The organism is Albidovulum salinarum, assembly GCF_025673475.1.
Classification (GTDB): Bacteria; Pseudomonadota; Alphaproteobacteria; order Rhodobacterales; family Rhodobacteraceae; genus Albidovulum; species Albidovulum salinarum.
The window spans coordinates 280,627-306,578 of the sequence record NZ_JAOVQO010000001.1 but is presented as its reverse complement, the minus strand read 5'-3'; the positions used below and the strand labels follow the sequence as shown (position 1 = coordinate 306,578).

At 67.7% G+C, this 25,952-nt stretch carries 26 protein-coding genes; 17 read left to right on the top strand and 9 right to left on the bottom strand.

Annotated elements, in window-relative coordinates:
- Window positions 1-60 precede the first annotated feature (60 nt).
- Window positions 61-666, bottom strand: a complete 606-nt coding sequence (gene pdxH / locus OEZ60_RS01500; RefSeq protein ID WP_263332513.1) for a pyridoxamine 5'-phosphate oxidase — start codon at window positions 664-666, stop codon at window positions 61-63.
- Window positions 667-809: 143 nt separating this feature from the next.
- Between pdxH and fabI the strand changes: the two genes are divergently transcribed.
- The 5 genes from fabI (at window position 810) to OEZ60_RS01475 (ending at window position 4,703) form a co-directional block, all read left to right on the top strand.
- A complete protein-coding gene (gene fabI / locus OEZ60_RS01495) occupies window positions 810-1,643 on the top strand; it encodes an enoyl-ACP reductase FabI (protein WP_263332511.1) in 834 nt (277 codons plus the stop codon).
- Window positions 1,643-2,149, top strand: coding sequence for a xanthine phosphoribosyltransferase (gene gpt, locus OEZ60_RS01490; RefSeq protein ID WP_263332509.1), 507 nt, complete (start codon window positions 1,643-1,645; stop codon window positions 2,147-2,149). The genes fabI and gpt overlap by 1 nt, the downstream gene beginning before the upstream one ends.
- Window positions 2,150-2,328: 179 nt before the next feature.
- A complete protein-coding gene (locus OEZ60_RS01485; protein ID WP_263332507.1) occupies window positions 2,329-2,526 on the top strand; it encodes a hypothetical protein in 198 nt (65 codons plus the stop codon).
- A 98-nt stretch (window positions 2,527-2,624) separates the two neighbouring features.
- Window positions 2,625-3,323 (top strand): imm11 family protein, encoded by a 699-nt coding sequence (locus OEZ60_RS01480; protein WP_263332505.1) that lies wholly within the window; start codon window positions 2,625-2,627, stop codon window positions 3,321-3,323.
- A 201-nt stretch (window positions 3,324-3,524) separates the two neighbouring features.
- Window positions 3,525-4,703: an aminotransferase gene (locus OEZ60_RS01475; protein ID WP_263332502.1), complete on the top strand. Its 1,179-nt coding sequence runs from the start codon at window positions 3,525-3,527 to the stop codon at window positions 4,701-4,703.
- A 4-nt stretch (window positions 4,704-4,707) separates the two neighbouring features.
- On the opposite strand, the gene OEZ60_RS01470 is transcribed toward OEZ60_RS01475, so the two are convergent.
- Window positions 4,708-5,043: a hypothetical protein gene (locus tag OEZ60_RS01470; protein ID WP_263332500.1), complete on the bottom strand. Its 336-nt coding sequence runs from the start codon at window positions 5,041-5,043 to the stop codon at window positions 4,708-4,710.
- Here OEZ60_RS01470 and OEZ60_RS01465 point away from each other — a divergent pair.
- From OEZ60_RS01465 to trpE, 3 genes are all read left to right on the top strand, one after another.
- Window positions 5,036-5,248 carry a hypothetical protein gene (locus OEZ60_RS01465; RefSeq protein WP_263332498.1) on the top strand — a complete coding sequence of 71 codons (213 nt, stop codon included), beginning with the start codon at window positions 5,036-5,038 and terminating at the stop codon, window positions 5,246-5,248. The genes OEZ60_RS01470 and OEZ60_RS01465 overlap by 8 nt on opposite strands.
- Window positions 5,249-5,374: 126 nt before the next feature.
- Window positions 5,375-7,228, top strand: a complete 1,854-nt coding sequence (locus OEZ60_RS01460) for a SurA N-terminal domain-containing protein (RefSeq protein WP_263332495.1) — start codon at window positions 5,375-5,377, stop codon at window positions 7,226-7,228.
- An 11-nt stretch (window positions 7,229-7,239) separates the two neighbouring features.
- Complete coding sequence (gene trpE / locus OEZ60_RS01455; protein WP_263332493.1) at window positions 7,240-8,751, top strand: anthranilate synthase component I; 1,512 nt, start codon at window positions 7,240-7,242, stop codon at window positions 8,749-8,751.
- A gap of 42 nt (window positions 8,752-8,793) precedes the next feature.
- Here trpE and OEZ60_RS01450 read toward each other — a convergent pair whose 3' ends face one another.
- The gene (locus OEZ60_RS01450) at window positions 8,794-10,443 is read right to left on the bottom strand and encodes a divergent polysaccharide deacetylase family protein (protein ID WP_263332491.1); all 1,650 of its coding nucleotides are present in this window, start codon (window positions 10,441-10,443) and stop codon (window positions 8,794-8,796) included.
- Between the two features lie 135 nt (window positions 10,444-10,578).
- Here OEZ60_RS01450 and OEZ60_RS01445 point away from each other — a divergent pair, with 135 nt between their 5' ends.
- The 7 genes from OEZ60_RS01445 (at window position 10,579) to lexA (ending at window position 16,190) form a co-directional block, all read left to right on the top strand.
- Complete coding sequence (locus OEZ60_RS01445; RefSeq protein ID WP_263332489.1) at window positions 10,579-11,172, top strand: anthranilate synthase component II; 594 nt, start codon at window positions 10,579-10,581, stop codon at window positions 11,170-11,172.
- A complete protein-coding gene (gene trpD, locus OEZ60_RS01440; RefSeq protein ID WP_263332487.1) occupies window positions 11,169-12,185 on the top strand; it encodes an anthranilate phosphoribosyltransferase in 1,017 nt (338 codons plus the stop codon). The genes OEZ60_RS01445 and trpD overlap by 4 nt, the downstream gene beginning before the upstream one ends.
- The gene (locus tag OEZ60_RS01435; RefSeq protein ID WP_263332485.1) at window positions 12,182-12,820 is read left to right on the top strand and encodes a uracil-DNA glycosylase; all 639 of its coding nucleotides are present in this window, start codon (window positions 12,182-12,184) and stop codon (window positions 12,818-12,820) included. Before trpD ends, OEZ60_RS01435 begins: the two co-directional genes overlap by 4 nt.
- Before the next feature lie 103 nt (window positions 12,821-12,923).
- The gene (gene trpC / locus OEZ60_RS01430) at window positions 12,924-13,727 is read left to right on the top strand and encodes an indole-3-glycerol phosphate synthase TrpC (protein ID WP_263332482.1); all 804 of its coding nucleotides are present in this window, start codon (window positions 12,924-12,926) and stop codon (window positions 13,725-13,727) included.
- Between the two features lie 2 nt (window positions 13,728-13,729).
- Window positions 13,730-14,203 (top strand): cyclic pyranopterin monophosphate synthase MoaC, encoded by a 474-nt coding sequence (moaC, locus tag OEZ60_RS01425; protein WP_263332481.1) that lies wholly within the window; start codon window positions 13,730-13,732, stop codon window positions 14,201-14,203.
- 19 nt (window positions 14,204-14,222) lie between these two features.
- A complete protein-coding gene (locus OEZ60_RS01420; RefSeq protein WP_263332479.1) occupies window positions 14,223-15,407 on the top strand; it encodes a molybdopterin molybdotransferase MoeA in 1,185 nt (394 codons plus the stop codon).
- 96 nt (window positions 15,408-15,503) lie between these two features.
- Entirely contained in the window at window positions 15,504-16,190 is a 687-nt protein-coding gene (gene lexA, locus OEZ60_RS01415) for a transcriptional repressor LexA (RefSeq protein ID WP_263332477.1), read from the top strand.
- Here lexA and OEZ60_RS01410 read toward each other — a convergent pair.
- On the bottom strand, window positions 16,184-18,244 hold the full coding sequence (locus tag OEZ60_RS01410; RefSeq protein ID WP_263332720.1) for a ComEC/Rec2 family competence protein: 2,061 nt from the start codon (window positions 18,242-18,244) through the stop codon (window positions 16,184-16,186). The genes lexA and OEZ60_RS01410 overlap by 7 nt on opposite strands.
- Window positions 18,245-18,340: 96 nt before the next feature.
- Here OEZ60_RS01410 and gltX point away from each other — a divergent pair, with 96 nt between their 5' ends.
- Together gltX and OEZ60_RS01400 are read left to right on the top strand one after the other, a co-directional pair.
- Window positions 18,341-19,738, top strand: a complete 1,398-nt coding sequence (gltX, locus tag OEZ60_RS01405) for a glutamate--tRNA ligase (RefSeq protein WP_263332474.1) — start codon at window positions 18,341-18,343, stop codon at window positions 19,736-19,738.
- Between the two features lie 76 nt (window positions 19,739-19,814).
- A complete protein-coding gene (locus OEZ60_RS01400; RefSeq protein WP_411709772.1) occupies window positions 19,815-21,110 on the top strand; it encodes a citrate synthase in 1,296 nt (431 codons plus the stop codon).
- Window positions 21,111-21,265: 155 nt separating this feature from the next.
- Here the strand turns inward: OEZ60_RS01400 and OEZ60_RS01395 are convergent, their stop codons facing one another.
- From OEZ60_RS01395 to OEZ60_RS01375, 5 genes are all read right to left on the bottom strand, one after another.
- Complete coding sequence (locus OEZ60_RS01395; protein WP_263332472.1) at window positions 21,266-21,805, bottom strand: GNAT family N-acetyltransferase; 540 nt, start codon at window positions 21,803-21,805, stop codon at window positions 21,266-21,268.
- 81 nt (window positions 21,806-21,886) lie between these two features.
- Entirely contained in the window at window positions 21,887-22,837 is a 951-nt protein-coding gene (locus tag OEZ60_RS01390) for a GlxA family transcriptional regulator (protein ID WP_263332470.1), read from the bottom strand.
- 55 nt (window positions 22,838-22,892) lie between these two features.
- On the bottom strand, window positions 22,893-23,879 hold the full coding sequence (gene proX / locus OEZ60_RS01385; RefSeq protein ID WP_263332468.1) for a glycine betaine/L-proline ABC transporter substrate-binding protein ProX: 987 nt from the start codon (window positions 23,877-23,879) through the stop codon (window positions 22,893-22,895).
- A 37-nt stretch (window positions 23,880-23,916) separates the two neighbouring features.
- The gene (locus OEZ60_RS01380; protein ID WP_263332466.1) at window positions 23,917-24,858 is read right to left on the bottom strand and encodes an ABC transporter permease; all 942 of its coding nucleotides are present in this window, start codon (window positions 24,856-24,858) and stop codon (window positions 23,917-23,919) included.
- Window positions 24,858-25,937 carry a quaternary amine ABC transporter ATP-binding protein gene (locus tag OEZ60_RS01375; RefSeq protein WP_263332464.1) on the bottom strand — a complete coding sequence of 360 codons (1,080 nt, stop codon included), beginning with the start codon at window positions 25,935-25,937 and terminating at the stop codon, window positions 24,858-24,860. Before OEZ60_RS01375 ends, OEZ60_RS01380 begins: the two co-directional genes overlap by 1 nt.
- Window positions 25,938-25,952: the final 15 nt, after the last annotated feature.

Sequence of the window (25,952 nt, the reverse complement as noted above, 5' to 3'; positions counted from 1 at the left end):
AGGGTCGGTTTCAAGTTCACGCACATAAGGTCAACTCACTGGCAAAGCACCAAACGACGATCAGGGGCTCAACCGTGTTACGGTCCACTCCTCCTCAATAGCCGCACGGCGCCACTGGAAGCGGTCGTGCAGCCGAAAGGCCCCATCGGCCCAGAACTCAATCTCCAACGGCTTGAGCCTGAATCCGCCCCAGAAGGGCGGCCGCTCGGGTGCGACACCATGCACCGCCGTCACTCGTGCCACTTCGGCCATCAACCTGCCCCGAGAGGCAAGCGGTTGCGACTGACGCGACGCCCAGGCGCCGAGCCGGCTCTGCAACGACCGTGAGGCGAAATACTCGTCCGCCATTCGCCCCTCTTCGCGACTGGTCAGACCCCGTACACGGATCTGCCTGCGAAGTGATTTCCAGTGCATCACGAAAGCCGCCTTCCCGGCAACATCAATTTCGCGCGCCTTGGCCGAACCATAGTTCGTGTAGAAGAGAAAGCCGTCCGCCTCAATCTCTTTCAGGAGTACCATGCGGGCATTCGGCAATCCCCCGCCGTCGACCGTGGCCAGGGCGATCGCGTTGGGATCGTTCGGTTCCGTCGACTCGGCCTCGGCCAGCCAGGCGCGCGCGATGGCGAACGGGTCATCGCCGGCGAAGATGCCGCTGCGGTCGGTCATGGACTGCCTCTCCCTCTCCGGTCGCCCGCCGGTTCCCCGGTCTGTCGTCGGTTGTATTCTTGGCCGCTCCGCCCTGCCCTTGAAGCAGGTCTGAACTTAGCCTAATGCTTTCGCACTCGATACAAAAGTAGCCGGGAGCAGAAATGGCGACCAAACTGATGGCCGGTAAGCGCGGCCTGATCATGGGAGTGGCGAACGACAAGTCGATCGCCTGGGGGATTGCCAAGGCTTGCGCCGAGCAAGGGGCCGAGATCGCCTTCTCCTACCAGGGCGAGGCGCTGAAGAAACGCGTTGAGCCGCTTGCCGCCGAGATCGGCTCCACCGAGATCATCGAGTGCGACGTCTCGGACGCCGCCTCGCTCGACGCGCTCTTCGCGCGGCTCGAGAAGGTCTGGGGCAAGCTCGACTTCGTCGTCCATGCGATCGGCTTTTCGGACAAGACGGAGCTGCGCGGCCGCTACGTCGACACCGGCGCCGAGAACTTCCGCATGACGATGGACATCTCGGTCTATTCCTTCACCGCCGTCTGCAAGCGCGCGGCGGCGATGATGCCGGACGGCGGCTCGCTCCTGACGCTGACCTATTACGGCGCCGAACGGGTGATGCCGCATTACAACGTGATGGGCGTCGCCAAGGCCGCGCTCGAGGCCTCGGTGCGCTACATCGCCGAGGATCTCGGCAAGGACGGCATCCGCTGCAACGCCATCTCGGCCGGCCCGATCAAGACGCTCGCCGCCTCCGGCATCGGCGATTTCCGCTACATCCTGAAGTGGAACGAGCTCAACTCGCCGATGCGGCGCAACGTGACCCAGGACGATGTCGGCAAGTCGGCGCTCTACCTTCTGTCCGATCTCGGCTCGGGCGTCACCGGCGAGACCCACCATGTCGATTGCGGCTATCACGTCGTCGGCATGAAGGCGGTGGACGCGCCCGACATCGACGTGGTGACGGGGCGTGGAGGCAAGGAGACGGCGTAATGAGCGATCGGCTGCCGCACGAGAAGGGCTTCCACGTCTCCTGGGACCAGATCCACCGCGACGCGCGGGCGCTGGCGTGGCGGCTCGACGGCAAGGGTCCGGACGGCGGCGCCTGGCGGTCGGTGGTGGCGATCACGCGGGGCGGCATGGCGCCGGCCATGATCGTCAGCCGCGAGCTCGACATCCGCGTCGTCGACACGATCTCGGTCAAGTCCTACAACCACCAGGACCAGAGCCAGCCGCGCGTTATCAAGGCGCCGCAGGCGGAGATCATGGGCACGGATGGCGAAGGCGTGCTCGTCGTCGACGACCTCGTCGATACCGGCAAGACGCTGGAACTGGTGCGCAAGCTCTATCCCAAGGCGCATTTCGCGACCGTCTATGCCAAGCCCGCCGGCCGGGCGATGGTCGACACCTATATCACCGAGGTCAGCCAGGACACCTGGATCTTCTTCCCCTGGGACATGGCGCTGCAATACGTCCAGCCCTATCGCGGCGCGGACTGACGCCTGCGCCCGGCCGGACCTGCGGATGCCTCCGTCGGGGGTATTTTAGCAATGAAGAAGAGCGGGGGCAGCCGCAGAGTTTCAAGCGGGCGCCCTGCCGGTGACGGTGGCAAACCGATAGGCCGCAGATCCTGCCCGAACCGTCAATCCGCGACCAGATCAAGGCGGGCACCTTCCCGGTGCGGCTCAAGCGCGACGCGTGGGGCAACTCGCCGGATCGCGCCACCACGGGCCGGGTGATCGCCAACTTCAAGCAGGTGGTGAAGGAAGGCGAGCTGCGCATGCATCCCCATATCGGCGGGCTTGTGGAACCGGAGCTGCTGGAGAAGATGCGTGAGGGACAGGCGGCACCTTCTGCGGGCGCAAGGCCCGCGTAGAAAGCAGCGCGGCTGCCCTGTCCCGGATCGGCGGGGGCAGTCGCAGGGCCGGCCGACCATCTTCTGACCGGCGCAAACAGAATCGAAGGAGCGGACAAATGGGGATCATCATTTCCACACCCTGGCGAGCCACGGAACGGACGCTGGACACGCCCGCGGGCGATGTGAGGGAGATAGACCGCCGGATTAGCGACTATCTTGACAAGATAAAGAGCGACGCGACGACCGCCAGTATTTTCAGGGTTCGCGATGCGCATCTGGCGGGTCGACCCAAGCCTCCCATCGATATGACTGCCGACATCCGCGCGCGGGTGCCGGAGGAGATGTATCCACCTGTGCTGGTTGCGGATACCGACGACGGCTTCGACGATTTCGACGGCGGCTATGGGCAAGGCCACATCGTCAGCCAGGCCTTCAGGGATGCGGTCGAGAGCCTCGACAAGGATGTGCATCAGTTCGTTCCGATCGAGATCCGCCGCAAGGATGGCGGGCTGCATGACAAGCGGCCGTTCTACATCCTTCGCGTCACCCGGCTCCTGGACACGATCAATCTGGACGAAAGCCCGCAACTGCAGCGGGCCGGCGGCAACCTGAAGAACGAGCCGGTGACCGAGAGGACCATGTTTCATCTCGGCGACACGACCTTTGCCGTTCACGCCGACCGGATCGCGGGGATGGGGCTTTGGCGAGACGTCAGAAGCCCGATGCACGTTCTGGTTTCTCAGCACCTGATTGACCTCATCAAGGCCCGTGGCCTGACCGGGTGGCGTGCGCGCTCTACCTTCACCGAACTCTGATTTCCGGGAGGCGTTGATGATGTGCTGCGCCCCGAGCGTCTTGAACACATTCTGCCGAAGACAGGCTCCGCGGAGGACGTGGATGCCACCTGCCTATTCATGGCAGCAGGCGCGCCATTGGCTCCACAATGAGCGCGGCGGCGCTTGCCGCCGGGACGCCGGGCGTATTTAACTTCGGGGCGCGCTTAAGCCGGAGGACCGATGCCCCTGCCCCTCAATCCCGACATGGCCCGGACCTTCCCGCCCCCGGTGATGGAGGCCCGGCGCTGGCTCGACGGCGTCACCTTCCCGCCCGACCGGCCCTTGATCAATGTCAGCCAGGCCGCGCCGATGGAGCCGCCGCCGGAGGGGCTCCGGCAGGCGCTCGCCGAGGCCGCGATCAACGATCCGGCGGCGCATCTCTACGGGCCGGTGCTCGGCCTGCCGGCGCTCCGGGCCGAGGTGGCGGCACAATGGTCGGCGGCCTATGGCGGCGAAATCGCGGCGGCGGAGGTTGCGATCACCCAGGGCTGCAACCAGGCCTTCTCTGCGGTCATGGCGACGATCGCCCGGGCCGGGGATGAGGTGATCCTTCCAACCCCCTGGTATTTCAATCACAAGATGTGGCTCGACATGCAGGGGATCGCTGCGGTCCCGCTTCCGACCGGACCCGGGCTGATCCCCGAGGCCGAGGCGACGGCGCGGCTCGTCACCGAGCGCACCCGCGCCATCGTCCTTGTCACCCCGAACAATCCTGGCGGGGTCGAGTACCCGGCCGCAACGCTGCGCGCCTTCTACGAGCTGGCGCAGGCGCGGGGCATCGCGCTGATCCTCGACGAGACCTACCGCGATTTCGACTCGCGCGCGGGTGCGCCGCATGACCTCTTCGCCGATCCGGACTGGCGGGGCACGCTCGTCCATCTCTATTCCTTCTCGAAGGCCTACCGGCTGACCGGCCACAGGGTTGGCGCGATCGTCGCCGACCGGGCTCGGCTTGCCGAGGTCGAGAAGTTCCTCGACACGGTGGCGATCTGCCCGAGCCAGCTCGGCCAGATCGGCGCGCTTTGGGGGATGCGCAACCTCGGCCAGTGGGTCGCGGGCGAGCGCGCCGAGATCCTCGCCCGCCGCGCCGCCATGACCGCTGGGATCGCGCGGCTCGAGGGCTGGCGGCTCCTGGGCTGCGGCGCGTTCTTCGCCTATGTCGAACACCCCTGCCCCGTCGCCGCGCCCGAGCTTGCGCAGCGGCTCGTGCGCGAGGCGGGCGTGCTCCTCCTGCCCGGCACGATGTTCATGCCCGAGGGCGATCCGGCCGGCGCGCGCCAGCTCCGTATCGCGTTCGCCAATGTCGGGGTCGCGGGCGTCGACGCTCTGATCGACCGGCTGGCCGCGTTCCGCGCCTGATCGGTCACACGACCGGCGAGAGGCCGGCGGCGGCCAGGGCCGCTCCCATCAGACGACCGAGGCGCGGGGCGACGATGAGGAGCGCGCCCGCCATCGCGAGGCCGAGCGCAAGCGCGTAGAGCCCGAGGAACCCCGAACGGCCGAGCGCGCTGGCGAGCGGCTTCGCGACGCCGAGGAAGCTCGCGTAGAGCCAGGACACCGAGGACACCGCGCCGAGAAGGCACGCCGGCACCGCGCAGCGCCGGCTCCCGCCGCGCGGTCCCTTGAGCATCGGGAACAGGATCCAGTGCAATGCCGCCCCGTTCAGCGCGAGGACGGCGACGACGGTGATCTTGGCCACGAGCTTCGGCCGTGCCGCGATCTCGGTGGGCGAAGATCCGGTGTCGAGCCAGATCACCGCGGCCCCGGTGACGAAGAGCGCGGCGAGCGCGCAGGAAGCGGAGATCCTCGCTCATCACGAGGTAGAGCGCGGCGGCGAAGCCCATAAGGTGGCCGAGGATCAGAAGGACGCGAAGGGTTTCCTTAGGGGTTCCGCTAATTCGTGAGTGTTTTAATCGGGTATTTTCTTCCCGATACCCTGTCTAGGCGCGCCCGGCCCGTGACGAGCCTTGCCCCGCCCTGCCCGCTGGCCTAAACACCGGGGGAACTGGTCTTTCGGGAGAACCGCCGCCATGTCGAACCCGCTGCGCAGCAAGAAGCGCGGAAACACCATCATCTGGATCCTCATGGCGATGCTGATCCTCGGCCTTGGCGGTTTCGGTGCGCGCAATTTCGGTGGCTCGGTCCGGACGATCGGCACGGTCGGCGAGCGCGAGGTCGACCTGCGCGATTACGCCCGCATGCTGAACCGCGAGATCGCCGCGGTCTCGGCCCAGATCGGCCAGCCGGTGAGCTTTTCGCAGGCGCAGTCGCTCGGCATCGACCGGTCGGTGATGGCGCGGGTGATCGCCTCGGCCGCGCTCGACAACGAGGCCGACCGGATCGGCCTCTCGGTGGGCGATGGCGAGGTACGCAAGCGCATCCTCGGGATCGAGGCCTTCCAGGGGCTCGACGGCAAGTTCGACCGCGACGCCTATGCGCTCACGCTGAAACAGGAAGGGCTCGGCGAGGCCGAGTTCGAGGCCAAGTTGCGCGACGAGACGGCGCGGACGCTCCTGCAAGGCGCGCTCCTCGGCGGCACCGCGGCACCGGAGGCGGCGGTCGACCGTGCCGCCGCCTGGCTGACCGAGACCCGCAGCTTCACGCTGGCCGAGCTTGCCGCACCGGACCTCGCCGAACCGGTCCCGGCTCCGGCCGAGGCCGAGATCCAGTCCTATTACGAGGCCCATCCCGAGGCCTTCACCCGGCCCGAGACCCGGCGCATCAGCTATGTCTGGCTGTCGCCCGACATGCTGGCGGACAAGGTCGAGCTCGACGAGGAGGCATTGCGCGCCAGCTACCAGGAGCGGATCGACGAATTCGTCACGCCCGAACGGCGGCTGGTCGAGCGTCTGGTCTACCCGGACGAGGACGCGGCCAAGGCCGCCAGGGCAAGGTTCGACGCGGGCGAGGCGACGTTCGAGGACCTCGCACGGGAACGCGGGCTGACGCTCCCGGACACCGATCTCGGCGAGATGTCCGAGGCGGCGCTCGGCGCGGCCGGCGCGGCGGTCTTCGCGCTCGGGGAGCCGGGCGTGGTCGGACCGCTTCCGTCGGAACTCGGACCGGCACTCTACGCGATGAACGGCATTCTCGAAGCGCAGGAAGTGACCTTCGAGGAGGCCCGTCCGGACCTCGCCGCCGAGGCTTCGGCTGACCGGGCGCGGCGGATGATCGCGGACCGGACCGACGCGATCGAAGACCTGCTGGCGAGCGGTGCGACGCTCGAGGAGGTCGCCGACGAAACCGAGATGGAGCTTGGAGAGGTCGCGTTCGACGCCACGACCGAAGACGGGATCGCCGCCTATGGCGCCTTCCGCGATGCCGCCCAAGCGGCGACCGACGCGGACTTCCCCACCCTTACCGCGCTCGACGATGGCGGCGTGTTCGCGCTCCGGCTTGACGGGATCGACGCACCGGCGCTGCGGCCGCTCGACGAGGTCAGGGAGGCCGCCGCCGAGGCCTGGACCCGCGACGAGACCCACAAGCGCCTCGTGGCGCGCGCCGAGGAGATCAGAACCGAGCTTGCGGCGGGCAAGGCGCTTGACGCGACAGGGCTCGTGACGACGCGCTACGAGGATTTTGCCCGCGGCGGCTTCATCTCCGGCGCATCGGCCGAGGTCGCCGAACGGGTGTTCACGCTTGCCGAGGGCGAAGCCGCTGTCGTCGAGGCGCCCGACATGGTGCATGTCGTGGCACTGACCGGGATCACGGCGGCTTCCGCCGACAGCCCTGAGCTGACCCGGGCGCATGACGCGCTCGAGGCGCAGTTCGGCCAGTCGCTGGCACAGGACATGTTCGAGCTCTTTACCGGAGCCCTGCAGGCCGAGGCCGGCATCCGCATCGACCAGGCGGCCGTCAATGCCGTCCACGCCCAGCTGAACTGAAGGAACCGCCCGTGGCTCTGATCTCGACTTTCGAGGCCTTCGAGGCCGGCTGGGCACGCGGCGAGAACCAGCTTGTCTTCGCCCGTCTCGCGGCCGATCTCGACACGCCGGTCTCGCTGATGCTGAAACTCGCCGACGCGCAGGCGATGAGCTTCATGCTCGAAAGCGTCACCGGCGGCGAGGTGCGCGGGCGCTACTCGGTCGTCGGGCTGAAACCGGACGTGATCTGGGAATGCCGCGGCGAGCGGAGCCGGATCAACCGCGAGGCGCGGTTCGACGCCGAAGCCTTCGAGCCGCTCGACGGCCATCCGCTCGAGACGCTGAGGGCGCTGATCGCGGAAAGCCGGATCGAGATGCCCGAGGGCCTCCCGGCGATCGCGGCGGGGCTTTTTGGCTATCTCGGCTACGACATGATCCGGCTGGTGGAGCACCTGCCGAACGTCAAGCCCGACCCGATCGGGGTGCCCGATGCCACGCTGATGCGCCCGACCATCGTCGCGGTGCTCGACGGGGTGAAGGGCGAGGTCACGGTCTGCTCGCCGGCCTGGGTCGGCTCGGGCCTCTCGGCGCGCGCGGCCTATGCGCAGGCGGCCGAACGGGTAATGGACGCCGTGCGCGACCTCGAACGCGCGCCTTCGGGCGAGACGCGCTCGCTCGGCACCTCCGCGCATCTCGGCCCGCTCAGTTCCAACTTCACCCCCGAGGGCTACCGGGCCGCGGTCGAGAAGGCCAAGGACTACATCCGCGCGGGCGACATCTTCCAGGTCGTGCCCTCGCAGCGCTGGACCGCCGATTTCCGGCTGCCGCCCTTCGCGCTCTACCGCTCCTTGCGCCGCACCAATCCCTCGCCATTCCTGACCTTCTTCAATTTCGGAGGCTTCCACATCGTTGGCGCCTCACCGGAGATCCTCGTACGGCTCCGCGGCGGCGAAGTCACCGTGCGCCCGATCGCGGGCACCCGCCCACGCGGCGCCACGCCCGAAGAGGATCGCGCGCTAGAGGCCGATCTTCTGGCCGACAAGAAGGAACTTGCCGAGCATCTGATGCTCCTCGACCTCGGCCGCAACGATGTCGGCCGGGTGGCGAAGATCGGCACCGTGCGCCCGACCGAGAAGTTCATCATCGAGCGGTATTCGCACGTCATGCACATCGTCTCGAACGTGGTCGGCGAGATCCGCGAGGGCGAGGACGCGCTCTCGGCGCTTCTCGCGGGCCTGCCGGCCGGCACGGTTTCGGGCGCGCCCAAGGTGCGGGCGATGGAGATCATCGACGAACTCGAGCCCGAGAAGCGCGGCATCTACGGCGGCGGCGTCGGCTATTTCGCGGCCAATGGCGAGATGGACATGTGCATCGCGCTGAGGACCGCCGTGGTCAAGGACGAGAAGCTCTACATCCAGGCCGGCGGCGGCGTCGTTTACGACAGCGACCCGGAAGCCGAGTTCCAGGAAACCGTGAACAAGTCCAAGGCGTTGCGGCGTGCAGCTGAAGACGCAGGCCTGTTCGCCCGACGCGGAAACTCCTGATACCGGTCTAGATTGCGGCCGCGAGGCGCCGCGGCGCGGCGCCTACTTCCCTCCCAGCATGATCGCCGAAACCGGAGCGACGGCGGAGCCCTTGGCCCCCGCCTCGATCCATGTCTTGAGCGCCTCCAGCGTTTCCGGCGCGGTGCTCGCGACAATCGTGACCGCTCCGGTTCGCGACGCCTCGAACCCGGCACGGTCGAGGCTCCGTTCGATCACCGCCGCGCTCTCGCCCTGAGCATCGAGCGCGCGATAGACTTCGACATGCGGAAGGTTCGCGGTGACCGCAGCCTGGCGTGCCGGGTTGAGACCGCGGTCATAGGTGATCAGACCGCGCCCCTCGTCGGCTAGCAGCGCGGCCAGATGCTCGGCAACGTCGCGGTCGTTCTGAAAGGCCGCGTCGGTTTCTCCGATCAGCGCCACCGCCTCGGGCAGCGCCTGAACCTGGCTCTGATAGCTGACCTCGAGGTCGCTGGCCGTCGCGCCCGAGGGAAGTTCGGGCGCAAGGATTGCGACTTCGTGGCCGGCGAGCCGGTAAAGCTCGGCCCGCCTGGAGGCATCGGGCAGTGTCGGGTCGATGGCGATCGTGACCTTCATGCCGAGCGTGGCAAGCGCCGCGGGCTCCAGACCGCCCGAGGCAGGGCCGCGGTCGAGCAGGACCACCGCCAGAAGCGGCTTCTTGTCGGGATTGAAGAACGGGGCGGCGAAGGCGGCAAGCGTGATTTCGGTCTCCGCAGGATCGGCAGCGGCCTCCTCCGACTGCGGTTCGGTTGCCGGGTCTTCGGTTGTCGTCGGGCGATTGACCGTCACCCCGGTCGCACCCTCGCCAAAAACCGGCTGCCGCGCGGCGTCGGCTCCGAAGGAGGGCGCCGGCTTGAAAGCCCCCGAACCGGACTCGGCCTGAGCCAACTCAGTCTCTGCAGCTTCGGACGGCTGGACATCGCCGGCGGAACTCTGCTCGTCGATCCGGCCCGCGCGAAGCACCACCGGCGCTTCCTCGGTCACCGCCGGATCGAGCTGCGGCGTTACGGCTTCGCCCGGGGGAGGAACCGGAATCGCGGCTTCGGGGGCGGGCGCATCGGCCACCGACGCCACGAGGATCGGTTCGGGAATCCCGAGCGCGGTTGGCGCTGCCGACTGGCCTTCCGGAATACCGGCGGAACTGCGATCCGTGAGCGCGAGGACGGGCTCCTCTTGAGGGGCCGCCACGACAGGCGTCTCCGCCTCGGCGGGAGCCGGTTCCGTCCCGGGCAGGACCGGATCTTCTTCCGGCTTCGGCCGTGCGAACTCCGATCCGGCGGGGACTTCGACCACCGGCGTCTCCGGGACGTCGGATTCTCCCTCTGCGGCCGTATCTGCGACATCGGACTCCACCGGTGTGCTCGCCGGTTCGGCCTGCATCGGATCGTTCTGCGGCTCGGGCTGGGACATCGGCTCGGGTGCCGCGTCGGCCGCCTCGGGCACCGCCGCGACCGCAGGCGATTCTGGCGCCGCTTCCACCACCGGAGCCGGCTCCGCCGTGGCTTCCGGCGCGGTCAGTCCGGCCGGGGCGGGTTCCGGCTCGGAAGCCGGTTCAAGGGCGGCAACGTCCGGTGCCGGCGCCGTAGCGGGCGGCGCCATAAGCGAAATCACCGCGAGACTTGCGACCGAAGCGAGCGCCCCGTACAGCAAACCGAAAAGATATCCTCTGCCCACGCCTGCCTCCGACGCCTGTATGCTGTCTTTGACCGCTTCTTGCCTTGACCAGGCCTTGCGGCTCTGACCATGTATAGCCCGTCCCGAGGGCACGTTCACCCCCTGATCGCGCCCGGCACGCACGAAGGTCCGCCGATGTTGCTCCTGATCGATAACTACGACAGCTTCACCTACAATCTCGTCCACTATTTCGGCGAGCTTGGCGCCGAGGTCACGGTCCACCGCAACGATGCGCTGAACGTGCAGGAAGCAATGGCGTTGAAGCCGCAGGCGATCGTGCTGTCGCCCGGTCCCTGCGACCCCGATCAGGCCGGAATCTGTCTCGCGCTGACCGAGGCCGCGGCCGAGACCCGGACGCCGCTGCTCGGCGTCTGCCTCGGGCATCAGACCATCGGCCAGGCCTTCGGCGGCAAGGTCGTGCGCTGCCACGAGATCGTGCACGGCAAGATGGGCGCGATGCACCATGCCGGAAAGGGCGTCTTCGCGGGCCTGCCATCGCCCTTCCAGGCGACGCGCTACCACTCGCTCGTGGTTGAGCGGGCAAGCCTGCCCGATTGCCTCGAAGTCACCGCCTGGCTCGAGGACGGCACGATCATGGGGCTGCGCCACCGCGAGCTGCCGATCGAAGGCGTGCAGTTCCACCCCGAATCGATTGCCTCCGAACACGGCCACCAGATGCTGAAGACCTTCCTCGACAACGCGGGCGTGCCGCTGAAGGAGCCGGCATGACCGAGGATATCCGCCCGCTGATCGGCCTCGCCGCCGACCGTCCGCTGACGCGCGCCGAGGCCGAGGCAGCCTTCGAGGCGTTGTTCGAGGGGGCAGCGACCCCGAGCCAGATGGGCGGCCTCCTGATGGCGCTCCGCACCCGCGGCGAGACCGTCGAGGAGATCGCCGCGGCGGCGCGGGTGATGCGGGCGAAATGCCACAAGGTCCGCGCGCCCGAGGGTGCGATCGACATCGTTGGCACCGGCGGCGACGGCAAGGGCACGCTCAACATCTCGACCGCGACGGCCTTCGTGGTGGCTGGCGCGGACGTGGTGGTGGCCAAGCACGGCAACCGCAACCTGAGCTCGAAATCCGGGGCGGCGGATGCGCTGACCCAGATGGGCGTCAACGTGATGATCGGCGCGGAAGCCGTTGAAACGGTTCTGGAAAGATGCGGTATCGCCTTCATGATGGCGCCGATGCACCACCCCGCGATCCGCCATGTGATGCCGACCCGCGCCGAGCTTGGCACCCGCACCGTGTTCAACCTGCTCGGACCGCTGACCAACCCCGCCGGCGTGAAACGCCAGCTCACCGGCGCCTTCTCGCGCGCCTGGATCCGGCCGATGGCCGAGACGCTGGCGGCACTCGGCTCCGAGCGCGCCTGGCTGGTACACGGATCGGACGGGACCGACGAGTTGTCGATTGCCGGGAAAAGCTGGGTCGCGGCGCTCGAGGATGGCGCGGTGCGGGAGTTCGAACTGCATCCCGAGGAGGCCGGCCTGCCGGTCCATCCGTTCGAGGCGATCATGGGCGGAAGCCCCGAGGAGAACGCCGCAGCCTTCCGCGCGCTGCTTGCCGGCGACAAGGGCGCCTACCGCGATGCCGTGCTGCTGAACGCCGCCGCCGCACTCGTCGTGGCGGGAAAGGCGGCGGAGCTGAAGGAAGGCGTGGCAATCGCCGCCGAGAGCATCGACAGCGGCCGCGCGAAGGCGAAGATCGAGGCTCTGGCCGAGGCGACCCAGACGGCATGATCCCGCCCGCCTGGGCCCACCTGCCCTTTTTCACGCGCGACTGGCCTCGCATCGAGGCCGCCCTCGCCGCCGATCCGCGCGAGGTCCTGCCGCCTGAGCCCGAACGCTTCGCCGCGCTCGATCTCGTGGCGCCCGAGGCGGTGCGGGTGGTGATCCTCGGCCAGGACCCCTATCCGACGCCCGGACATGCGCATGGCCTGGCTTTCTCCGTGGCGCCGGAGGTGACACCCCTGCCCCGCTCACTCAACAACATCTTCAAGGAGTTGCAGGACGATCTTGATGTACGCCCCGCAACCGGCGACCTGCGCCTCTGGGCGCGACAGGGCGTGCTTCTCCTCAACACCAGCCTTAGCGTTCCCGCCGGCAGCGCCGGTGGCCACGCCCGCCTCGGCTGGCAGCGCCTCGCCGAGGAGATCCTCGCCGAAATCTCCGACAGCCCGCGTGCGTTCCTGCTCTGGGGCGCGCATGCTCAGAAGCTGAAGCCACAGATCCGCCCCGGCGATCACCTGATCCTCGAAACCGCCCACCCGTCACCGCTCTCGGCGCGGCGCGGCTTCTTCGGCTCGCGCCCCTTCAGCCGGGTGAACGGCTGGCTTGCGGCGCGGGGCGAGCCGGCGATCGACTGGGCCGGCTGATCCATCGCGGCTGAGGGTCGCACCCCCGCCTCCGGGCAGGTTATTTCGGCACTGCGCGGGCTCTGGGGCTTTTCCGGCCCGCAAGCGGCGGGTAAGAGGGAGCATGGACATTCTCGACAAGATCAAGGCCTACAAGCTCGACGAGATCGCCGCCGCCAAGGCGGCGCGTTCACTCGCCGAGATCGAGGCCGAAGCCCATGCCGCGAGCGCGCCGCGTGGTTTCGCCACTGCACTCACCAACGCCGCAAGGCGCGGGTACGGGCTAATCGCGGAGATCAAGAAGGCGAGCCCGTCGAAGGGGCTGATCCGGCCCGATTTCGATCCCCCGGCCCTCGCCCATGCCTACGAGGCGGGCGGCGCCACCTGCCTTTCGGTGCTGACCGACCGGCCCTCCTTCCAGGGCGCACCCGGCTTTCTCACCGCGGCGCGGGCCGCGGTGACGCTACCGGTCCTGCGCAAGGACTTCATGTATGATCCCTACCAGGTCGCTGAGGCCCGCGCCCTCGGCGCCGATTGCATCCTGATCATCCTCGCCTCGGTCTCGGATGCGCAGGCGGCCGAGCTCGAGGACGCGGCGTTTGGCTGGGGCATGGACGTGCTTCTCGAAGTCCACGACGAGGAGGAACTCGACCGCGCGCTCGCGCTGAAGTCACCCCTCATCGGCGTGAACAACCGCAATCTCAAGACTTTCGAGGTCACTCTTGAGACGACGCGCCGGCTCGCGCCGCGGCTCCCGGCCGACCGGCACCTGGTCTGCGAGAGCGGGCTCTTCACGCCGGCCGATCTTGCCGAGATGGCCGCCTGCGGCGCCCGGAGCTTCCTCATCGGCGAAAGCCTGATGCGGCAGGAGGATGTCGCCGCGGCGACGCGGGCGATCCTCGCCGATCCCGTTCCGGCGGAGCTTTGACCATGGCGCTGACCCATTTCGACAGCGAGGGCCGCGCGCATATGGTCGACGTCTCGGACAAGGACGTGACCGATCGGGTTGCGGTGGCCGAGGCGCGCGTCGTGATGAAGCCGGAAACGCTCGCGCTCGTCACCGAAGGGCGGGCGAAGAAGGGCGACGTGCTCGGCGTCGCGCGGCTTGCCGGGATCATGGCGGCCAAACGCACCGCCGAACTGATCCCGCTTTGCCATCCCCTGCCGATCACCAAAGTGGCGATCGAGCTCACTCCCGATACCACGTTGCCGGGGGTTCGGATCGAGGCCACCGTCAAGACGACTGGCCAGACCGGGGTCGAGATGGAGGCGCTGACGGCGGCTTCCGTGGCCGCGCTCACCGTCTATGACATGCTCAAGGCCGCCGAAAAGTCGATGATCGTCGACGGGCTGCGTGTGATCCTGAAGGATGGCGGTAAATCAGGACGTTACGAGGCGTCCTGAAAACATCGGAGGCTCTTGCATGATTTCCGTCGACGAGGCCCTCTCCCGGCTCTTCGCGCTCTCGGCGCCGCTCGGCTCGGAGACCGTGCCGCTTCGCCACGGCGCCGGGCGGGTGCTCGCGGAACCGGTCGTCGCAGGGCTCGACCAGCCGCCCTTCGCCGCCTCGGCGATGGATGGCTACGCGATCCGGGAGACCGATCATCGTCCCGGCGTGCGCCTTAACGTCATCGGTGAAGCCGCTGCTGGCCTTGGATTTTCCGGAACCCTTTCCCACGGGGAGGCGGTGCGGATTTTCACCGGCGCGCCGGTGCCAGAGGGCGCCGACCGGGTCGTGCTTCAGGAGGATGTCAGCCGCGAGGGCGATCGCATCACGCTCACCGGGCCGCTCGAGCATGGCGCCAATATCCGTGCCGCCGGGCAGGATTTCCACGCAGGCGACCGGATCGAGGTACCGCGCCGTCTGTCGGCGACCGATCTCGCCCTCATCGCGGCGATGAACGTGGCCGAGCTCCGGGTGGCGCGGCGTCCCATTGTGGCAATCATGGCGACCGGCAACGAACTTGTTATGCCCGGAGAGGCACCGGGGCCGGACCAGATCATCGCCTCGAACGGCTATGCACTCGCCGCGATGGCCGAGGCGGAAGGCGCCGAGGTGCGGATGCTGCCCATCGCCCGCGACAGCGAGTCGTCCCTGCGCCACACGCTGGCGCTGGCCGAGGGCGCAGACCTCATCGTGACCATCGGTGGCGCTTCGGTGGGCGACCATGACCTCGTCGGCAAGGTCACCGCCGACCTCGGGATGGAGCGGTCCTTCTACAAGATCGCAATGCGGCCCGGAAAGCCGCTGATGGCCGGGCGCCTGGCCGGCTCCACGCTGCTCGGCTTGCCGGGAAATCCCGTATCTTCTGTCGTTTGTGGCCATGTCTTCATGTTGCCGATGCTGCGCGCGATGCAGGGCTTGCCGGCGGCGCCCGCGCCGGTCCGGCGCGGCGTTCTCGCGGCGCCCGTCGAGGCGAACGGACCGCGGGCGCACTACATGCGTGCGCGGGTCGAGCAGCGCGACGGTGCTTGCCTGATCCATCCCTTCGAGCAGCAGGACAGCGCGCTTCTCACGGTCCTTGCCGAGGCCGATGCGCTCCTGATCCGGCCGGTCGGGGACGGGCCGCAACCGGCTGGCACGGCTGCGGAATTCATTCCGATCTGAGCGGCGCGGCCGAATACCGGCGGATTGACACAAAAAGAGAACACGCGTAGAACATCCCTTGAACAGCACCGACATCGACAAGGGGATGATCGCAATATGCTGACCCGCAAGCAGCTGGAACTACTCGACTTCATCCAGAGGCGCATGGCGCGCGACGGCGTACCGCCCTCGTTCGACGAGATGAAGGACGCGCTCGACCTGCGGTCGAAATCCGGCATCCACCGCCTGATCACCGCGCTCGAGGAGCGTGGCTTCATCCGCCGCCTCGCCCACCGCGCCCGCGCGATCGAGATCGTGAAACTGCCGGAGGCGATGGAGAAACCGGGTTTCTCGCCGCGGGTGATCGAGGGCGACCGCAAGGCGCCGCCGCCGGGCGCGATGGCGGTCAGCGAGATCCACGCGCTGGAACTGCCGGTGATGGGGCGCATCGCCGCCGGCGTGCCGATCGAGGCGATCTCGGAAGTCTCGCACCATGTCGCGGTGCCGGGGTCGATGCTCTCTGGCAAGGGCCAGCACTACGCGCTCGAGGTGAAGGGCGACTCGATGATCGAGGCCGGGATCAACGACGGCGACATCGTGGTGATCCGCGAACAGTCGACGGCGGAGAATGGCGATATTGTCGTGGCGCTGGTCGAGGGCCACGAGGCGACGCTGAAGCGCTTCCGCCGCCGCGGCGGAATGATCGCGCTCGAAGCCGCGAACCAGGCCTACGAGACGCGAGTCCTGCCCGAGGACCACGTCAAGGTGCAGGGTCGGCTCGTCGGGTTGATCCGCAGCTACTGAGGCTTTTTGGCGCGGTCGCGGCGTTCCGGGCGGCGGTTCCAGAGCCGCTCGCCGGACGCCTCGCGCGCGCTGACGATGCGGAGCCCGTCCGGCCCGGCATGGATCGCGAGCGCCCCGGTGGCGCGTAGTTTGGCGGCATCGTAGACCCGGCAGTCGCTTGCGGGCGCGCCGCTCCAGTTCTCCGACAGGATGACGAGCGCCCCGCCGCTGCAGGACCCGGCCGCGCGCTCCGCTGCCCCCTTGCCGGTGAAATGCAGCGCCGTGACGCCCGCCAGTTCGGCCGAAAGTGCGCCCTTGACACCCGCGAACCCGGGCCGCGCGTAGGCGACTTCCTGCAACGCCATGTCGCCGTCATCCTCGAGCCAGCTTTTGGCGACGAAACCCGCGCCCTTGGGCTTCGAGAGCGCCCGTCCCGCCTCTTCCATCAGCCCGACGATGGCGCCGTCGCCGGAAACGAGGAGCGTCGGCCGTTCCGCACCGGCCCAGAGCCCGAGCGCGACCGCCACGAGCGCCGCGCCGGTTCCACGCAGCCACAGAGCCCGGCCGATCAGCGCCGCGATGCCACCGAGGGCGATCAGCGGCAGCGCCGCATCTGGCGGCGTCGGCACAGCCACGACCGCACCGTCAAGGCCCGCGACCCAGTCCGCGACCGCGAGAATGAGCGCACAGCCCTTCTCCATCGCCCAGAGCGCCGGCGCCGCGAGGCCGAGAGGCGCGAGCAGCGCCGCGACGACTCCGGCCGGCATCACCACCATGCCCATGATCGGCACCGCGAACATGTTGGCGAGAAGACCATACTCCGCGATCCTGTTGAAATGTGCCGCCGCGATCGGCGCGGTGGCAAAGCCCGCCGCCGCCGAGGACAGGATCATCATCGCCACCGGCCGCAGCGGCCGCGGCACCCGGTTCTGGACCCGCGTCCAGGGCTGGAAGGCGACGATCAGCGCGACGGTGGCGCCGAACGACATCTGGAAGCCGGGCTCGACGAGGCTCTCCGGCTCAAGCACCAGCACGATCAGCGCCGCCAGCGCCACCGACCGGAGCGAGATCGCCCGGCGGTCGGCCAGTACGGCGACCAGCATCACCGCCGCCATGATGAAGGCGCGCCGGGTCGCGACGTTCGGACCGGCGAGCACGAGGTAGAACGAGGCGGCCAGCAATGCGACCCAGGCCGCGATCTTCTTCGAGGGCAGGCGTAGCGCGAGCGGCGGCGCCAGCGCGAGCCCGTAGCGGCAGGCGGCGAAGACGAAGCCGGTCAGGAGCCCCATGTGCAGCCCTGAGATCGAGATCAGGTGCGACAGGTTCGAGCCCCGAAGTGCATCGTTCGTAGCCGCCGAAACCCCCGACCGGTCGCCGGTCATCAAGGCCGCTGCGAAGGCTCCCGCCTGCCCCTCCATCCGCGCCTGCATCGCGCCCGAGAGCGCCATCCTGAGCCGGAACGCCAGAAGCGCCATCCTGCCCTCGGGCGCTTCCAGCGCCAGAACCGGTGTGCGGGTGTAGCCGACCGCGCCGAGTCGCGAGAACCATGCCAGCCGCTGGAAGTCGAAGCCGCCGGGCTCGACCGGGCCTTCGGGCGGCGAGAGATGCGCGGTCAGGATCACCCGGAGGCCAGGCTGCGGATCGATCTGCTGCTGCATGCCATGCAGCGCAATCCGAACGCGCGTCGGTGTACGGTCCGGCGCCACGTCCTCGAGCACGACCCGGTCGAGTGTCAGCCGTGGCTGATCGGAAAACGAGCGGTCGATGTCGACGATGCGGCCCTCCACGGGGCCGTAGTAGCGGAAGGACAGGACCGGCGCGGCCACCAGATGCGACCGGACGGCGGCGAGGACCAGCCCCGCGACCAGGAGCGCGAGCGCCAAGGCCGGCGCGCGCCAGAGATCCGGCCCGCGCAACGCGGCAACCGTCAATGCCACCGCGATCAAGACCGCGGCCGATAACAGCGCCGCGCCGGGCTCGGACCCGAGCGTGAAGTAAAGACCGATGCCGCAGCCAAGGAGCACCGGCGCCCAGGGCATCACACCGCCCCGCGCCAGGTCGAACCCCTCCCGCATCGCCGCCACCAGCCGCACCTTGTTTCCCTGTCCGGCTTTGCCTAATGAACGCGGACCAGCCTGAACGCTCATGGTTTCCGAAAGGTTAATCCGTCCATGTCCGAGATCGTCACCCGCTTCGCCCCCTCGCCCACGGGTTACCTCCATATCGGCGGCGCCCGGACCGCGCTCTTCAACTGGCTCTATGCCCGCGGCCGCGGCGGCAGGTTCCTCCTGCGCATCGAAGACACCGACCGCGAGCGGTCGACGCCGGAAGCGACGGCGGCGATCCTCAAGGGGCTGACGTGGCTCGGTCTCGACTGGGACGGCGAGGTGGTCAGCCAGTTCGAGCGCCGCGACCGCCATGCCGAGGTGGCGCGCGAAATGCTGGCGCGCGGCGCGGCCTACAAGTGCTTCTGCAGCCAGGACGAGATCGAGGCCTACCGCGAGGCCGCCCGCGCCGAGGGCCGCTCGACGCTGTTCCAGAGCCCCTGGCGCGACGCCGATCCGGCGACCCATCCCGACGCGCCCTATGTCATCCGGCTCAAGGCGCCGCGCGAGGGCCAGACCGTGATCGAGGACGCGGTGCAGGGCACCGTCACCTTCGGCAACGACCAACTCGACGACATGGTTTGTTTACGCTCCGATGGTACGCCCACCTACATGCTGGCGGTCGTCGTCGACGACCACGACATGGGGGTTACGCATGTGATCCGGGGAGACGACCACCTCAACAATGCCGCGCGGCAGGTGCAGATCTACCGGGCCATGGGCTGGGCCGAGCCGGTCTGGGCGCATATTCCGCTGATCCACGGGCCCGACGGCAAGAAGCTCTCGAAGCGCCACGGCGCCGTGGGCCTCGAGGAATACCAGGCGATGGGCTATCCGGCGGCGGGGATGCGCAACTACCTCACCCGGCTTGGCTGGGCGCATGGGGATGCGGAGTTCTTCACCGATGCCGAGGCCCGCGAGTGGTTCGACCTGAAGGGAATCGGGCGGGCACCGGCACGGCTCGACTTCAAGAAACTGGAGAATCTCTCGGGCCAGCACATCGCCGCGACTCCGGACGCAGAACTTCTGCCTGAAATTGAGGCATATCTGGAGGCCGCAGGCGCCCCAAAGCTTTCGCAGGCGCAGAAAGACGGTTTGTCGCGGGCGCTCTACTGCGTCAAGGATCGCGCCAAGACTTTCCCGGAACTCATTGAAAAGGCGTATTTCGTTCTGGGAGAGCGCCCCTTCGCCCCGGACGAGAAGGCGGCCAAGGCACTGGATACGGTATCCCGTGGTATACTGAAAGAATTGACGCCGCACCTGCAAAATGCTAGCTGGGAGCGCGACATGCTGGAGGCCACAGTGGCCGGCGTCGCCGAGACTCACGGAATGGGACTCGGCAAGATCGCCGGACCGCTCCGGGCGGCCCTGTCGGGGCGCTCGGTCAGTCCCAGCGTTTTCGACATGATGCTCGTGATCGGGCGCGAGGAGACCATCGCCCGGTTGAAGGATGCAGCGGCCTGACCGCGCCTCTGGCGCCACGGTCGCGAGGGAGACCCCCGTCCGGCGTTTCCGGGCGGATGATGGCAAGGGAGCTGGGATGGACAAGATGATCAAGACCGCGACGCTGAGCTTCAACGGCAAGAGCATCGAACTGCCGATGCTGCAGCCCACCGTCGGGCCGGAGGTCATCGACATCCGCAAGCTCTACGCCGAGGGCGACGTCTTCACCTACGATCCGGGCTTCACCTCGACGGCGGCCTGCGACAGCGCGATCACCTATATCGACGGCGACAAGGGCGAGTTGCAGTATCGCGGCTACCCGATCGAGCAGCTTGCCGAACAATCGCATTTCCTCGAGGTCTGCTACCTGCTTCTCTACGGGGAACTGCCGAACGCGGCCCAGATGCAGGACTTCGAACACCGCGTCACGAACCACACGATGGTGCATGAGCAGATGCACTATTTCTTCCGCGGGTTCCGGCGTGACAGCCATCCGATGGCGACCATGGTCGGCGTCGTCGGCGCGATGTCGGCCTTCTACCACGACTCGACCGACATCTCCGATCCCTGGCAGCGCGAGGTCGCGGCGATCCGGATGATCGCCAAGCTCCCGACGATCGCGGCGATGGCCTACAAGTACTCGATGGGTCAGCCCTTCGTGTATCCGAAGAACTCGCTCGATTACGCTTCGAACTTCCTGCACATGTGCTTCGCCGTGCCCTGCGCGGACTACGTCGTCGACCCGATCCTGTCGAAGGCAATGGACCGGATCATGATGCTGCACGCCGATCACGAGCAGAACGCCTCGACCTCGACGGTGCGGCTCGCGGGCTCCTCGGGCGCCAATCCCTTCGCCTGCGTCGCGGCCGGTATCGCCTGCCTCTGGGGCCCCGCCCACGGCGGCGCCAACCAGGCCTGCCTCGAAATGCTGCGCGAGATCGGTACGGTCGAGAACATCCCCGAGGCGATCCGCCGCGCCAAGGACAAGAACGATCCGTTCCGCCTGATGGGCTTCGGCCACCGGGTCTACAAGAACTTCGACCCGCGCGCCAAGGTGATGAAGGAATCGGCCGACGAGGTGCTCGACCTTCTCGGCATCCACGACAACGAGACTCTGAAGGTCGCGAAGGAGCTTGAACGCATCGCGCTCGAGGACACGTACTTCGTCGAAAAGAAGCTCTACCCGAACGTCGACTTCTATTCGGGCATCATCCTCGAGGCGATGGGCTTCCCGACCTCGATGTTCACGCCGATCTTCGCGGTTAGCCGCACCGTCGGCTGGATCTCGCAGTGGAAGGAGATGATCGGCGATCCGACCCAGAAGATCGGCCGGCCGCGCCAGCTTTATATCGGCCAGACCGCACGTGACTACGTCGCGGTCAACGATCGCTGAGTTCTGAGGCGGTTCCCGATTGGGAAAACCGAACACCGGAACCTGCCCGCGCGAAGCGGGCAGGTTCTTTCGTTTCGGCATCTGCGTCGAGGCCGAACCTGCCGGCCCGGTCCTGCGTCGCAACGCGTCGCGCCACAGTCGTCCGACGTCTGCGTCTACCAATAGGCCGGGTTGTCAAAGGCGGCGACGCAGCGTGACGGCCCCTTCATCGGATCGAGCGGCCGCGCGGTCAACGACTGTGCGAGCCAGCCCTCGGGCTGGCTGAGCCTCAACGGCGCCCGCGCTTGGTCCTCCGTGATCGGCAGGAACCCGACCCGGGCGTAGTATCGCGGATCGCCGTAGGTCATGGCGACGTCGACGCCGCGGCGCCTGAGCGCGTCCAGACCGTATCTCAACAGGCTCTGCCCGATTCCCCTGCCTTGCCGGCCGGTCTCGACTGCAACCGGACCGAGGAGAAAGACCGTGCGGCCATCCTCAGCGTAGGTCAGGCGGGTGAAGAGGATGCACCCGGCAAGCGCCCCGTCGTCCAGCGCCGAGAACACGAAGAGATCGTCGTCGGGCGTCGTCGCGATGAGCTTCGCCCCCAGTTCGCCGATCAGCCGGCCTTCGTCGGGTCCTTCCGACGCCGAGAAGGTCGCCGCAAAGAAGGCGATGATCTCGTCGGTCCGGTCCTTGTAGTCTGAGGTGAAGTCCATGCCCGTCTCCATCCGCTCGGGACACCGGGCATAGCTTTGTCCGCCGCAGATAGCAACAAAACGCCCGACCTTCGGCCCCGCTCAGGCCAGCGTCGTGCGGTGGCTGAGCGGCGAGATACCGAAATGGCTGCGGAACACCTTGGAGAAATGCGACGTCGAGTTGAAGCCGCAGGCCATCGCGATCTGGGCGATGGATTCCTCGGTCTGCACGATCAGGTTGCGCGCCCGGTGGAGCCGCATCTCCACCACATAGCGTTTAGGCGACGTGTTGAGGTACTTGCCGAAGAGCCGCTCGAGCTGGCGCGTCGAGATGCCAAGCTCCTCGGCGATCTCGCACGGCGCGAGCGGATCCTCGATACTGTCCTCCATGAGCTGGATCGCGCGGGTCAGATGCGTGTTGCGCATCCCGTGGCGCGATTGCAGCGAGACGCGCTGCGCGGCCGAGCCCTCGCGGACCGCGTTGTAGACCATCTGGTCCGCGACCGCGGTGGCGAGCCCGGTGCCGTGGTCGCGGGCGATGAGGTGCAGCATCAGGTCCGCCGCCGCGGTGCCGCCCGAGGCGGTGACGAATTTCTGGTTGGCGACGAAGACGTTGCGCACCAGCGGCACGGCCGGGAACTTCTCGGCGAAGAGATCGTGGAACTCCCAATGGATCGCGGTCTCGACGCCGTCGAGGAAGCCGGCCTTGGCGAGCACATAGGCGCCCGAGCAGATCGCGCCGATCTGGGTTCCGCTCGCCCGTTCGCGGCGGAGATAATTCAGCACTGCGGGCGTGGTGTGGTTCTGGACATGGATGCCGGAGATCAGGAACAGCCGGTCGTCGCGCTCCAAGGGCTCCAGCCCGCGGTCGACCAGCGTCACCGCCCGGTTCGACGAGGTGGCCGAGGTGCCGTTCTCGGAGGCGAGCGACCAGCGAAAGAGCGGCTTGCCGGAGACGAGGTTGGCGATGCGCAGCGGTTCCAGCGCGCAGGAGAACGCGAGATGCGAGAAGTTCTCGAGGAGCAGGAAGACGAAATGCGCGGTCTGGGTCATCGCCGTGGTCCTTGAGAAAAGGGGGGCGCCCGGCAAGGCGCCCCCGGAGGTCAGGTCAGTTGGCGGCCGCGCGGGCGGCTTCGAGCCAGCCGTCATATTCGGCCTGGTGGGCTTCGATCCAGGCCGCGACATGGCCGTCGATCACGTCCGAGCTGTCCTCGCCATCGGCGATCAGCTTGTTCTGGGCCGAGATGTCGTTGATGTCGATCGTGGCAACCTCGAAGAGCTTCGCAGCGGCCGGATTGGCCGCGAGGAAGTCGTTGCGCGCCACGATCCGCAAGCTGTCGAGGGCGAAGCCGAGGTTCTTGCCTTCGAACTCGGTTTCTCCGGTCGCGCCGTCCGGCAGCGAGGTATAGGGCACCGAGAGCCATTCGACGTCCTGGCCCGGGACCAGCGCGCCCGAGACCCAGTAGGGCGTCCAGGTGTAGTAGAGAACCGGCTCGCCGTTCGCTTGGCGGGCGATCGTGTCGGCGATGATCGCGTTGTATTCGCCTTGGTTGTGGTTGACGGTATCGCGCAGACCGAACTCGGTCAGCTGGTGCTCGATCACGCGCTCGCAGCCCCAGCCCGGCACGCAGCCTGCGAGGTCGGCCTTGCCGTCGCCATCGGCGTCGAACTTCGCGGCAATCTCGGGATCCTTGAGCATGCCGAGGTCGGTGATCCCGGCATCGTAGCTCGCCTTGTCGACAAGATAGCCCTGGAGCGCGCCCTCGACCATGGTGCCGACCTTGGTCATTGCGGCTTCGCCGCCCGCTTCCTGGAAGAAGGAATCGTGAAGCGTGTTCCAGTGGACCGGATAGAAGTCGGCGTCGCCGGTTCCGACTGCCAGGTGCGCGGTCTGGGCGGTGACCTCCTGCGGCTCGGCCACCGTGTAGCCGAGATCCTCGAGCGCGCGGTAAAGGACGCGGGCCTGGAAGAATTCCTCGATGTAGGATTGCACGACCGGGCGCACGGTGACGCCTTCGCCAGGCCTTTCATTGGCCATGAGCGGCGACGCGGTAAGCGCCAGCGCGAGGGCGGTCGAGATGGTGAAGTGTTTCATGTGTCTCCTCCGGGTTGAACGTGTGAATTCGGGTGGGTCAGCCGCGCCCCTTGACGAGGCCGACCACCAGCCCGACCGGGCCGGCCTGCCACCAGTGGCGATGCCCGCGCGCGCGCCCCGACCGGCCCAAGCCTTGCGTGATGCGGTCGAGCACGATGGCGAGGATGACGATGCCGAGGCCGCCGACGATCGCCTTGCCGGCATCGAGCCGGCCCATGGCGCGCAGGACCTCGTTGCCGAGACCTTTGACCGAGATCATCGAGGCGATGACGACCATCGACAGCGACAGCATGATCGTCTGGTTGAGCCCGGCGAGGATCGTCGGCGTTGCGAGCGGCAGTTCGACCTTGAACATGATCTGGTTGGGCGTGGCGCCAAAGGCGCGGGCCGCCTCCACGACGCTCGGGTTCACCCCCCGGATGCCGAGCGAGGTGAGGCGCACGAGGGGCGGCAGCGCAAAGATGATCGTGACGATCACGCCCGATACGTTGCCGATGCCGATGAGCATCACGACCGGCACGAGATAGACGAAGGCTGGGATCGTCTGCATCGTGTCGAGGACCGGGCGGATCGCCGCCTCGAACCGGTCGGACTTGCCGGCGAGGATGCCCAAGGGAAGGCCGATGATCACGCAAAGGATCACCGACGAGATCACGATGGCGAGCGTCGTCATGGCCAGAGACCAGGCCGCCGGATCGAGGAAGCCGAGCGCCACGAGGCAGGCCGCGACAAGGATCGCCACGCGCCGCCCGGCGGCCTGCCAGGCGATCAGCACCAGAAGCACCAACATGATCACCGGCGGCACCGCCTGAAGCGCGGCCTCGATCCGGATGATCATGCCGTCGAAGAAGCCCTTGATCGGCTGGATCGCCTCGCGGTTCGCGATCGCCCACTGCTTGATGCCGTCGGTGCGGCCGTCGACGTCGAGATCGACGGAGGAGAACGGATCGAGCCAGTTGAAGGTCTTGTCCTCGGCCATCACGCCACCTCCATCGCGGCGTCTTCGCGCCCTTGAATCCCGCGCAGAAGCGCCTTCTTGGTCACCACGCCGACATTGGCGCCATCCGCCTTGACGAGGATCGGATGGTCGGTGCCGATCGCGAGGTCTACGAGTGCGTTGAGCTTGTCCTCGGGTCGCGCCACCGGCCAATGCGCCGGATCACCGTCGCCGTTCGCCTGCCGGTACTGGGCGAAGGGCTGCATGACGCGCGCCGCTGTCACCAGGTCGAGCTTGGAGATGCCGGCGACAAAATCGGCGACATAGTCGTCGGCTGGCTCGGTCACGATCTCCTCCGGCGTGCCGATCTGCACCAGCACCCCGTCCTTCATGATCGCGATGCGGTCACCGATGCGGATCGCCTCGTCGAGATCGTGGGTGATGAAGACCGTGGTCTTGTGAAGTTCCGCCGAGAGCTCCATGAACGTCGTCTGGAGCTGACGGCGGATGAGCGGATCGAGCGCCGAGAAGGGCTCGTCCATCAGAAGGATCGTCGGGTCGGCGGCGATGGCGCGGGCAAGGCCCACGCGCTGCTGCATGCCGCCCGAGAGCTCGTCGGGGTATTTCTGGTCCCAGCCCGTGAGGTCCACAGCGTCGATCGCGCGCTTGGCGACCCGAACCCGCTCCGCCTCGTCGATGCCGCGCACTTCGAGCGAGAAGACGACATTGTCGCGCACCGTGCGGTGCGGCATCAGCGCCATGTTCTGGAACACCATGCCGATCTTCTGCGCACGGAGCGCACGCAGATCCTTGGCCGACATCGCGTTGACGTTCTGCCCCTCGATGAAGACCGACCCGGCGGTCGGCTCGATCAGCCGGTTGATATGGCGGATCAGCGTCGACTTCCCGGAGCCCGAGAGCCCCATGATGCAGAAGATCTCGCCGCGCCCGACGCTGAAGGAGGCGTCGCGCACGCCGACCACGCAGTCGAAACGGTCGCGAATCTCCTCCTTCGACAGGCCCTGCTTCAGGACAGCGTCCATCGCCTGACGCGACTTCTCGCCGAAGATCTTCCAGATCCCGTCGCAGCGGATAACGGCTTCTCGTGTTGTCTCGGTCATGCGGTTCCTCCCCGG

Bases quoted from the DNA above. Each gene is read 5' to 3' on its own strand.
- fabI (WP_263332511.1), top strand. From the start codon at position 810: ATGGCGACCAAACTGATGGCCGGTAAGCGCGGCCTGATCATGGGAGTG.
- OEZ60_RS01400 (WP_411709772.1), top strand. From the start codon at position 19,815: ATGGACAAGATGATCAAGACCGCGACGCTGAGCTTCAACGGCAAGAGC.
- OEZ60_RS01460 (WP_263332495.1), top strand. From the start codon at position 5,375: ATGTCGAACCCGCTGCGCAGCAAGAAGCGCGGAAACACCATCATCTGG.
- OEZ60_RS01420 (WP_263332479.1), top strand. From the start codon at position 14,223: ATGATTTCCGTCGACGAGGCCCTCTCCCGGCTCTTCGCGCTCTCGGCG.
- moaC (WP_263332481.1), top strand. From the start codon at position 13,730: ATGGCGCTGACCCATTTCGACAGCGAGGGCCGCGCGCATATGGTCGAC.
- OEZ60_RS01395 (WP_263332472.1), bottom strand. From the start codon at position 21,805: ATGGACTTCACCTCAGACTACAAGGACCGGACCGACGAGATCATCGCC.
- OEZ60_RS01375 (WP_263332464.1), bottom strand. From the start codon at position 25,937: ATGACCGAGACAACACGAGAAGCCGTTATCCGCTGCGACGGGATCTGG.
- pdxH (WP_263332513.1), bottom strand. From the start codon at position 666: ATGACCGACCGCAGCGGCATCTTCGCCGGCGATGACCCGTTCGCCATC.
- OEZ60_RS01390 (WP_263332470.1), bottom strand. From the start codon at position 22,837: ATGACCCAGACCGCGCATTTCGTCTTCCTGCTCCTCGAGAACTTCTCG.
- OEZ60_RS01380 (WP_263332466.1), bottom strand. From the start codon at position 24,858: ATGGCCGAGGACAAGACCTTCAACTGGCTCGATCCGTTCTCCTCCGTC.
- gltX (WP_263332474.1), top strand. From the start codon at position 18,341: ATGTCCGAGATCGTCACCCGCTTCGCCCCCTCGCCCACGGGTTACCTC.
- OEZ60_RS01435 (WP_263332485.1), top strand. From the start codon at position 12,182: ATGATCCCGCCCGCCTGGGCCCACCTGCCCTTTTTCACGCGCGACTGG.
- lexA (WP_263332477.1), top strand. From the start codon at position 15,504: ATGCTGACCCGCAAGCAGCTGGAACTACTCGACTTCATCCAGAGGCGC.
- trpD (WP_263332487.1), top strand. From the start codon at position 11,169: ATGACCGAGGATATCCGCCCGCTGATCGGCCTCGCCGCCGACCGTCCG.
- proX (WP_263332468.1), bottom strand. From the start codon at position 23,879: ATGAAACACTTCACCATCTCGACCGCCCTCGCGCTGGCGCTTACCGCG.
- OEZ60_RS01475 (WP_263332502.1), top strand. From the start codon at position 3,525: ATGCCCCTGCCCCTCAATCCCGACATGGCCCGGACCTTCCCGCCCCCG.
- OEZ60_RS01445 (WP_263332489.1), top strand. From the start codon at position 10,579: ATGTTGCTCCTGATCGATAACTACGACAGCTTCACCTACAATCTCGTC.
- trpC (WP_263332482.1), top strand. From the start codon at position 12,924: ATGGACATTCTCGACAAGATCAAGGCCTACAAGCTCGACGAGATCGCC.
- OEZ60_RS01410 (WP_263332720.1), bottom strand. From the start codon at position 18,244: ATGCGGGAGGGGTTCGACCTGGCGCGGGGCGGTGTGATGCCCTGGGCG.
- gpt (WP_263332509.1), top strand. From the start codon at position 1,643: ATGAGCGATCGGCTGCCGCACGAGAAGGGCTTCCACGTCTCCTGGGAC.
- OEZ60_RS01480 (WP_263332505.1), top strand. From the start codon at position 2,625: ATGGGGATCATCATTTCCACACCCTGGCGAGCCACGGAACGGACGCTG.